The organism is Mizugakiibacter sp., assembly GCF_039680435.1.
Classification (GTDB): domain Bacteria; phylum Pseudomonadota; class Gammaproteobacteria; order Xanthomonadales; family Rhodanobacteraceae; genus Mizugakiibacter.
The window spans coordinates 1-8,681 of sequence record NZ_JBDKSX010000136.1 but is presented as its reverse complement, the minus strand read 5'-3'; the positions used below and the strand labels follow the sequence as shown (position 1 = coordinate 8,681).

Here is an 8,681-nt window from a genome sequence, read left to right as displayed (position 1 = left end):
TGTTGGCCGCCGCGCCCGCCATCGCCAACGATACGGTGTACTACTACCACACCGATGCGCTGAGAAGCGCCATGGTGGTCACCGATGCCAACCACAATGTCGTGGAGCGTACCTACTACGGCCCCTATGGCGAGGTGCTCAATCGATCGCTACGGGATGGCCCGGGCTACGCCGGTCATGAGGAGGACGCCGCGACCGGTCTGGACAACATGCAGCAGCGCTACTATGACCCCGGCATCGGACGCTTCCTGTCCGTCGATCCGGTGACGGCGACGAGCGCGGGCGGGAACTTCAATCGGTATTGGTATGCCGATGACAACCCATATCGGTATACGGACCCTGATGGTCGCTGCACCGGGTCGCACATCTCCACCGGCGACGGCACTTGTGCGAGCACCGGAGGTTTCACCACCGGTACGAGCGGCGCAGCGCAAGGGATGCAGCGTCAGCAAGCTATGAGGGGCGCGCTCGCGAAGTACAGTTCAGTTATCAACTACGGCCACGTCAACATTGACGCGAATGTGAAGACGGCTCAACAATGGGGTGCGAAACACGACCTGAGCGATTTTGTAGGTGCAGTAAGGAAAGGCGGAAAATGGGATTTCAAAGATCAGAGCGTATTTCAAGGTTTTCGGGATAAGAAGCTTTTAGCTGAGTTTGGGAATTTTCACTTCGGGCTAGTCGCGCACGCGTTTGGATTTAGCGAAGGGACAGCAATATTTGGGGCCGGGGCGTATCAGACTTTTGTGCAAGGGCACACACCTGGGAATCGATTGAGAGGGGACTTAAATTTTGCGGGATCAGCAGCTTTGGGTGGGGCGGCGTTTTTTGTTTCGGACAAGGTAGCGACTTTTTAGGCTGGTTTAGGTATGAGGTTTGGCGACTATCCGGAAGATACGTCCGACATCATTTCCGGGTACCAATACTATGGTGACCACCATGGCCATTAGTAAGATCAGACGCGCTGTTTTTTGCGCATCCATAGTTGGAATTGTGTGCTCATGTTCTGCGAGCAGCGTTCTGGATTATACGCCGCAGCAAGGAAAGGTTTTTTTCAAGTCTCACGAAAATGAATTTGGCGTGCTAAAAAACCTAATCTCGTCGTGTAAAGGGTGGGGCACTATTTCTATCTATCAAAATGGGCGAGTCATCGCCTCAGAGGGTGATACGATTAAGTGCCCACAAAAGAATGAGATTGCCAAGGGCTTAAAGAAATTGGGGGTGCTTTGGGTTGACGTTAGTGGCGAAGAACCATACGGGAAGCTAGGTCCAATGGGTGGGGTTTTTGTGTTGTCGTCTAGTGGAACGGTTGTCCGAGGGGGTGGAAGCGCCATTTATTATTTTCCAAACGAAGTGTCGAATCCATTTGGCGACTCAACTCCTTTGGCCGGAAGCCCTGGGCATTGGTTCTTTCGTGAGCTTGGTGATGGATAGCCGTGTAGGCTGGGCTGGTATGCCAAGCAAATAACAAGGTCCGCATTGCGGGCCTTGATCGTTTCAATGTTGTGCTGGCGTCAGCACGATTGCGCGAGCAGGGAGTCGAGCATCTCGCTGACCACGCACTTGCGTGCGCGCGGAAGTTGGCTGACGTGCCCCAGTTGCTGCTGAATCTTCGGTGCCGGTCCGCGTTTTCTACGGGGGGCGGCGAGAGCGGGGTATGCGGAGGCCGCGATAGCGGCGTAGTCGCCTATTCCACCGTCACCGACTTGGCGAGATTGCGCGGCTGGTCGACGTCGGTGCCCTTCAGCACGGCGACGTGGTAGGCGAGCAGTTGCAGCGGCACGGTGAAGGCGGCGGCGGCGACCAGGTTGCCGCCGGCGTCGAGCTTGATCAGCTCGCCGCGGCCGCCGTTGGGCGGCAGCGTCACCTCGTTGTCGGCGAACACGTACAGTTCGCCGCCGCGGGCGCGCACTTCCTCGAGGTTGGACTTCAGCTTTTCCAGCAGCTGGTTGTTGGGCGCCACGGCGATCACCGGCATGTCCTCGTCGACCAGCGCCAGCGGGCCGTGCTTCAGCTCGCCGGCCGGGTAGGCTTCGGCGTGGATGTAGGAGATTTCCTTCAGCTTGAGCGCGCCTTCCTGCGCCACCGGGTAATGCGCGCCGCGGCCGAGGAACAGCGCGTGGTGCTTGCCGACGAAGCGCTCGGCCAGCCTGGCGATCACCGGATCGAGCTTCAACGCCTGTTCCAGCACGCGCGGCAGCGAGGCGAGCTGCGCGCACAGCCGTTGGTACTTTTCCGTCGGCGCGCCGTTCAGGCGCGCCAGCTCCAGCGTGAGCAGGCCGAGTGCGGCGAGCTGGGTGGTGAACGCCTTGGTCGAGGCGACGCCGATCTCGGGGCCGGCGCGCGTCATCAGCACCAGGTCGGCCTCGCGCACCAGCGAGGATTCCGGCACGTTGCACACGGCGAAGGTGCCGAGATAGCCGCGCTTGCGCGATTCGCGCAGCGCGGCCAGCGTGTCGGCGGTTTCGCCCGACTGCGAGATCGCCACGAACAGCGTGTCGGGCGGCACTACCACGTCGCGGTAGCGGTATTCGCTGGCCACCTCGACGTTGACCGGCAGGTGCGCCAGGCCCTCGATCCAGTAGCGCGCGACCGAGCCGGCGTGGAAGCTGGTGCCGCAGGCGACGATGTGCACGCCGCGCGCGCGCTTGAGCAGCGCTTCCGCGTCGGTGCCGAAGATGTTGGGCAGCACGCCGCGTGGGCCGAGCCGGCCCTCCAGCGTGTCGGCGACCGCGCGCGGCTGCTCGAAGATCTCCTTCAGCATGTAGTGGCGGTATTCGCCGCGCTCGACCGCGTCGGCGGACAGCTCGCTCTCGTGCACGGCGCGCTCGACCGCGCGGCCGTCGGCGGTGCAGATCCGATAGCGGTCGCGCTCGATCTCGACCACGTCGCCTTCTTCGAGGTAGACGACGCGATTGGTGACCTTGATCAGCGCCTGCACGTCCGAGCCCAGGAAGTGCTCGCCGATGCCGACGCCGACCACCAGCGGGCTGCCGCGGCGCGCGCCGACCACGTGGCCGGGCTCGGTCAGGCTGATCGCGGCGATCGCGTAGGCGCCTTCGAGGCGGCGCAGCGCGGTCAGCACGGCGTCGCGCAGGTCGAGCCCGCCGCGCATGGCCTCGTCGATCAGGTGCGCGATCACCTCGGTGTCGGTTTCCGAGGTGAAGGTGCGGCCGCGCGCCTGCATCTCGGCGCGCAGCTCGGCGTGGTTCTCGATGATGCCGTTGTGTACGACCGCGATCGTGCCGGCGACGTGCGGATGCGCGTTGTTCTCGCTGGGCGCACCGTGCGTGGCCCAGCGCGTGTGCGCGATGCCGGTGCCGCCGGGGAACGGGTTAAGGCGGTAGCGCTCTTCCAGCTCGCGCACCTTGCCCTTGGCGCGCACGCGCTGGATGCCGTCGGCGCCGAGCACGGCGACGCCGGCCGAGTCGTAGCCGCGGTACTCGAGCGCCTTCAGTCCCTCGATCAGGATCGGGGCGGCGTCGCGCTGGGCGACGGCAGCGACAATTCCACACATGGTCGATCGGCTCCTCGAAGGGCGGTTATCGTAGCCGGAAAAGCGCGGCCGGCGGGCCGCGCGCCGGAGATGGTCGCGCATGCATGCCGGGCGTGGCATGGCGCGGCCGGTCCATTTCGCGGGCAATCCGTGGGCGGCCTGCGCGCGCAGCGCGGGATCATGCAACGGATCCGCCGTCGCCGGCCTTTCGCGCGGGCCGCGCGTAGCGGCGCGGTGCCAGGTGCTTGACGTCGATCACCTCGACGTCGTCGTGCACGGAATAGGTGTGGCAGCCGCGCAGGCCGGACTGCCAGTCCGGCGCGAGCGCGCCCAGCCGCCGTTCGGCGTAGCGTTCGGGGTCCAGCGCCAGCACCTCGTGGAACACCACGCGATAGCCGTAGTCGGGGCCGCAGTCCTGCGCGGGCCGGATCAGGCGCCCGCGATGGCGGAACAGGCCGCCCGCCGGCCGCGCGCTGCGCGCGTCGCGCACGATCGGATTCTGCGGATGCGGCAGCCACGGGCCGAGCGGCGAGCCGGCGTGGAACAGGAACAGCTCGCTCCACTCGCGGCCGCCGTCGTCGAACGACGTCTCGGCGACGCAGGCGAACAGGAACCAGCGCCCGTTCTCGTAATGCAGGGTGCCGTCGACCATGCGGTAACCGTGCAGCAGGTCGGCGACCGGCTCCCACTCGTACGGGAAGCGACGCGCGCGCCACAGCGGCAGGCGCCGCTCCAGCGCGGCCTCGAAGGTCATGTAGACGGTGTCGTTCCAGGCGAACAGGCACGGATAGGAGAGGTGGCAGGCGCCTTTCACCACGATGCCGCTGCGCGGCGCGCCGGCGGCCGCGTCCGGCTCGATGGCGCTGATGTGGCCGCGGCCGCTCGCGTAGTCGAGTTCCTCGACGAAGATCGCGCTGCGGCCGGCGTGGGTGAACGCGCAGGGATCGGCCCAGAACGCGCCGCGCGGCGGATCGAGGCGCTGGAAGCCGGCGACGCTCGGCGCGGCGGGATCGAGCCGATGCGGCGCGCGCCGCCACAGCAGGTACCAGTGTTCGATCTTGCCCAGCCGCGGCAGGTGGCGGGTGGCCGCGCGCGCCAGCAGGCGCATCGCGAGCAGCGCGCAGGCGGGTCCGCCCGGTTCGCGCGCGTCCGGCAGCGGGATCGCCTCGGGCTCCCCGCCGAGCGCGAGGCGGCGCAGCGCCCGGCGCAGCAGTGCCGGCTTCTTCTGCAACTGGTAGGCGCGGTTGCGCGCGTACGACAGCAATGCGGTCGAGCCGATGCTGGGTTCGAGCAGTTCCCAGCGGCCGCGATCGGAGCGGTGCACGCCGAGGCCGCCGGGCGTGACCGGCTCGCCGCGGTCGAAGGCGGCGAACATCCAGAACGCGGCGCGCATCGGGTCGGTGGCGTCCTGGCCGAAGCTCCACACGCCGCGCGGCGCTGCCGCGGCCAGCTTCGGTCCCGGCAGCGGCAGGCCGAAGCTCAGCACCAGGTCGGGCGCCAGCTTTGCCAGCGCGGCTTCGGCGTCCGCCGCCAGTTCGAGCGGCGCGTCCGCCGTCGCGCGCCAGGCGTGGCGCGCGACGGCAGGCAGCAGCGCATCCGAATCGACCGGCGCATGCACCGCGCCCATGGCGCCGGCGAAGCGCATGTCGAGGCGGAGATAGGCGTCGAACAGGCGGCTGCCGTGCGCCTCGCGCGTGGTTTGCACCGTCGCCAGCGCGACCAGTTCGGCCGCGCCGCCTTCGCCGAGCCCGGCCAGCATCCTGGCCAGCCACGCGGGCACGCGCTCGCGGTCGAGCAGCGCCAGCACGCGCAGCGGCCGCGTGCCGGCGGGCAGCGGCGGATACAGCAGCGAGCGTGCGGCGGCAGGCGGCACGGCGAGCGTGGCGTCCATGCGATCACTCTCCCTGGGCGGCATGCATGGCGGCGTGGGCCGTGCCGGTCGCGGGGCGCCGCTCGGCTGCGGCGCCGATGGCCGCGGCGGGGGCGTCGACGAAGCGCCGCGACCAGGCCGTCACGCGGGAGATCCATGCGCGCTGCATGGCCAGTTCGGTGCGGTTGTGGTTGGCCTCGGCGATGTAGTCGGTGCTCACGCAGGCCGGCAGCCGGTAGCGCCGGAAACCGTCGGCAAACTGCCCGGCGTAGTTGTATTCGCGCGTCATGCTGCCCGAATACAGCAGGTAGACCTCCACGCCGCGCCCGGCAAGCGCGGCGAGCCCGCGCGCGAAGTCGTCCTTGGACGGACGGTGGCGGCCGTTCCCCGTCGCCGCTTGCGCCGTGGCGGACGCGCGCGACAGCCGACCCTTGAGCGTGCGCCAGGCCGCGCCGATGAAGCCGGCGCGGCGCAGTCGCGCCAGCGCGCTGCGCAGATGCGTGCGCAGGGTCGGGTAGGCGTACGGCTCCAGCATCACCACGCCGACCACGCGCGGATCCTCCAGCGCGGCGGCATAGCTGTGGTCGGCGCCCGAGCACAGCCCGGCCAGCACGAAGCGCCGCAGGCCCTGCGTCTCTGCCAGGTGGTCCAGCGCCGCGCGCACGTCGGCCACCGCCTGGCGCTCGAAGCCGAGCGTGCCGGTGGCGGCGCGGCTGTCGCCCTGGCCGGACAGGTCGAAGCGCAGCGCCGCGAAGCCGAGGCTCGCCATCTCGCGGGCGAACTTCACGTACATGCGCTGCGGGCCGATGCGCGGGATCACGCCGGCGTTGAACATGACGAAGCCGACGTCGCGTGGCGCGAGGCCCGGCGCGGGCGGCGTGAACGTGCCGACCAGGCGCCGGCGCTCGCCGAACTGGACGACGCGCTCGCTCACGGCAGCGTCTCCAGGGTGGCCGCGATGTGCTGCAGCACGTCGGCGGGCACGATGGCCGCGCTCATCGCGGCGTCGGAATTCCACGGCGAGGCCGTGGCCAGCGCCTGCCAGTCGAGGGACGGCGCCGCGGTAGCCAGGCGTTCGCGCAGGCGCCGCTGCGCGGTGCCGTCGGCGGTGGCGACCACGTGCACGCGCCCGGCGTGCACGGGCGCGGCGGCCAGGTCCAGCGCGCGCAGCTCCGCGCGCAGCCCGAGCGGCAGCGGGAAGCCCAGCGCCTCGTCCACGACGCCGTCGCGCGGGCGGCCGAAGCGCGCGGCGAAGGTCGGCCAGTCGAGGCCGAAGTCCTCGGCCAGGAAGGTCATGTGCGCAAGCCGCAGCTCGTCGAGGTAGGCGCCGCCGTCGATCACCGGATCCCACAGCAGCAGCGTGCGTGGGGCTGCGTCCGCCTGCGCGGCGAGCAGGCCGAGGCTGGCGCCGAGGCGCAGCCCGACCCACGCGGCGTGGCGGCAGCCGCTGCGGGCGAGCAGCTCGGCGTGGGCGGTGCGCAGGTCGCCGCACCAGCCGGCCAGCGTGCCCCGTTCGCATTCGCCGTCGGAGTCGCCGGTGGCGTAGTAGTCGAAGCGCAGCACCGGGAAGCCCTGGCGGGCGAGGCGTTCGGCGAGCACGCGGAAGATGCGGTGGCTGCGGATCGCCTCCTGCCCGAACGGGTTGAGCAGCAGCACCGCGCAGCCCCGCGCGCGCTCGCCGCCGGGCGGGTGGAACACGCCGAACATGCGCCGATCCTGGGCACCGAAGCGGTAGGGAATCACGATGCAGTCACGTCCGTGTACCAGTGGGTGACGGGTGGATCATCGCCGCAAGCGCCCCCGCCGCCAAGTGCGACGCCGCAGGCGGCGATATGGTCCGGCGCGGGCCGGAACGTGCGCAGCGCCACGTCCATCGGCCCGTCCGCGCCCGCGCGCACGGCGAGGCGGCGCGGCGCCGCGTCGGCGCCGACGTGGATCCTCGTGAGGTCGCAGGCCAGGCCGTCGCCGGTCGTCTTCAGCAGCGCCTCCTTGCGCGTCCAGCAGGTCAGCACGGCGAGCGTTCGCCGCTGCGGCACGGTGGCGGCGATGACGACGCACTCGGCCGGGGTGAAGCAGCGCTGCGCCAGCAGCTCCGCATCCGGCAGCGGGCGCACCGTTTCGATGTCGATGCCGAGCGCGCGCACGCGGCCGATCGCGACCAGCGCGAGCCCGCCGGCGTGGCTGAGGTTGAACGCGGGCGCGTCGGGCAGCGCCAGCTCGGGCTTGCCTTCGCTGCCGCGGCGCAGCGGCAGCGCGGCCGGCGCGAGGCCGAGGTAGTGGCCGAGGATGCGGCGCAGCGCGGCGTGCGCGGCGACGTAGCGCCAACGATCGCGCGGGAACACGAAGCGCGCGGCGCGCGCGCGCTCGGCCGCGTCCAGCGTGGGATCGCTGTCCATGGCGGCGGCGTCGAGATCGATGCGCCACACGTGCAGCTCGCCGTCGCACAGCGTGGGCGGCGACAGCGGCACCGTCCAGTGCACGGCCGGCGCGGCGCCATGGCACGCCATGGGCGGCGGCGGCGGCGCGGCGACATGCTGCGGGCGGACCGTCGGCACCATCACGCGCCCTCGCGTGCGCCGCCGAAAAGGCGTTTGAAGATCCCGCCTGCGGGCGGCGGCGGTTCGGGGGCGGCATGGTCGTAGGCGTGCGCGACCTGCGCCAGCGTCTCGAAGATGTACTGGCGCGGATTGATGCGCCGGCCGGTCTGCTGCTCCATGCGCGCGATCGCCTGCATCGCCAGCATCGAGTGCCCGCCGAGGTCGAAGAAGTTGTCGTGCGCGCCGACGCGCGGCACGCCCAGCAGCTCGCTCCACAGGGCCGCCAGGTGCCGCTCGTTTTCGGTGTGCGGCGCGACGAAGTCCCTGCCGTGCGCCGGTTCGCGCGCGAGGTCGGCGGGTGCGGGCAGGGCCTTGCGGTCGAGCTTGCCGTTGGGCAGCAGCGGCAGGGCGTCGAGGACGACGAAGTGCTGCGGCACCATGTAGTCGGGCAGCGTGCGGCGCAGCGCCTGGCGCAGCGCGGCCTCGTCCGGCGTGGCGCCGGGTTGGGCGACCAGGTAGGCGACGATGCGCACGTCGCCGGGGCGGTCCTCGCGGGTGATGGCGACGGCGCGGGCGACCTGCGGCTGCAGCGCGAGCTGCGCCTCGATCTCGCCGAGTTCGATGCGGTAGCCGCGCACCTTGACCTGGAAGTCGAGGCGGCCGAGGTGTTCGAGGGTGCCGTCGGGTTTCCAGCGGCCGCGGTCGCCGGTGCGGTAGAGGCGGGCGCCGGGGGCGTTGCGGAACGGATCGGGGAGGAAGCGTTCGGCGGTGAGCTCGG

Annotated in this window: 8 protein-coding genes; 2 read left to right on the top strand and 6 right to left on the bottom strand. The window is 70.0% G+C overall.

Translation table 11 applies throughout. The features are described 5' to 3' along the window. Positions 1-2: 2 nt before the first annotated feature. Both ABFC67_RS14395 and ABFC67_RS14390 read left to right on the top strand, forming a co-directional pair. Positions 3-857, top strand: a complete 855-nt coding sequence (locus ABFC67_RS14395) for an RHS repeat-associated core domain-containing protein (protein ID WP_346738721.1) — start codon at positions 3-5, stop codon at positions 855-857. A gap of 82 nt (positions 858-939) precedes the next feature. Continuing rightward, on the top strand, positions 940-1,434 hold the full coding sequence (locus tag ABFC67_RS14390; RefSeq protein WP_346738720.1) for a hypothetical protein: 495 nt from the start codon (positions 940-942) through the stop codon (positions 1,432-1,434). Positions 1,435-1,687: 253 nt separating this feature from the next. Here the strand turns inward: ABFC67_RS14390 and glmS are convergent, their stop codons facing one another. The 6 genes from glmS to ABFC67_RS14360 form a co-directional block, all read right to left on the bottom strand. Then, on the bottom strand, positions 1,688-3,517 hold the full coding sequence (gene glmS / locus ABFC67_RS14385) for a glutamine--fructose-6-phosphate transaminase (isomerizing) (RefSeq protein ID WP_346738719.1): 1,830 nt from the start codon (positions 3,515-3,517) through the stop codon (positions 1,688-1,690). A gap of 157 nt (positions 3,518-3,674) precedes the next feature. Further along, on the bottom strand, positions 3,675-5,387 hold the full coding sequence (locus ABFC67_RS14380; protein ID WP_346738718.1) for a hypothetical protein: 1,713 nt from the start codon (positions 5,385-5,387) through the stop codon (positions 3,675-3,677). A gap of 4 nt (positions 5,388-5,391) precedes the next feature. Then, entirely contained in the window at positions 5,392-6,300 is a 909-nt protein-coding gene (locus ABFC67_RS14375; RefSeq protein ID WP_346738717.1) for an alpha/beta hydrolase, read from the bottom strand. After that, positions 6,297-7,073 (bottom strand): hypothetical protein, encoded by a 777-nt coding sequence (locus tag ABFC67_RS14370; protein WP_346738716.1) that lies wholly within the window; start codon positions 7,071-7,073, stop codon positions 6,297-6,299. Before ABFC67_RS14370 ends, ABFC67_RS14375 begins: the two co-directional genes overlap by 4 nt. 32 nt (positions 7,074-7,105) lie before the next feature. Beyond that, the gene (locus ABFC67_RS14365) at positions 7,106-7,924 is read right to left on the bottom strand and encodes a 4'-phosphopantetheinyl transferase superfamily protein (RefSeq protein ID WP_346738715.1); all 819 of its coding nucleotides are present in this window, start codon (positions 7,922-7,924) and stop codon (positions 7,106-7,108) included. After that, positions 7,924-8,681, bottom strand: a 758-nt coding sequence (locus tag ABFC67_RS14360) for a phosphopantetheine-binding protein (RefSeq protein ID WP_346738714.1), incomplete at its 5' end; no start/stop codon positions are given. The genes ABFC67_RS14360 and ABFC67_RS14365, both read right to left, overlap by 1 nt.

Bases quoted from the DNA above. Each gene is read 5' to 3' on its own strand.
- ABFC67_RS14390 (WP_346738720.1), top strand. From the start codon at position 940: ATGGCCATTAGTAAGATCAGACGCGCTGTTTTTTGCGCATCCATAGTT.
- glmS (WP_346738719.1), bottom strand. From the start codon at position 3,517: ATGTGTGGAATTGTCGCTGCCGTCGCCCAGCGCGACGCCGCCCCGATC.
- ABFC67_RS14380 (WP_346738718.1), bottom strand. From the start codon at position 5,387: ATGGACGCCACGCTCGCCGTGCCGCCTGCCGCCGCACGCTCGCTGCTG.
- ABFC67_RS14370 (WP_346738716.1), bottom strand. From the start codon at position 7,073: ATGTTCGGCGTGTTCCACCCGCCCGGCGGCGAGCGCGCGCGGGGCTGC.
- ABFC67_RS14365 (WP_346738715.1), bottom strand. From the start codon at position 7,924: ATGGTGCCGACGGTCCGCCCGCAGCATGTCGCCGCGCCGCCGCCGCCG.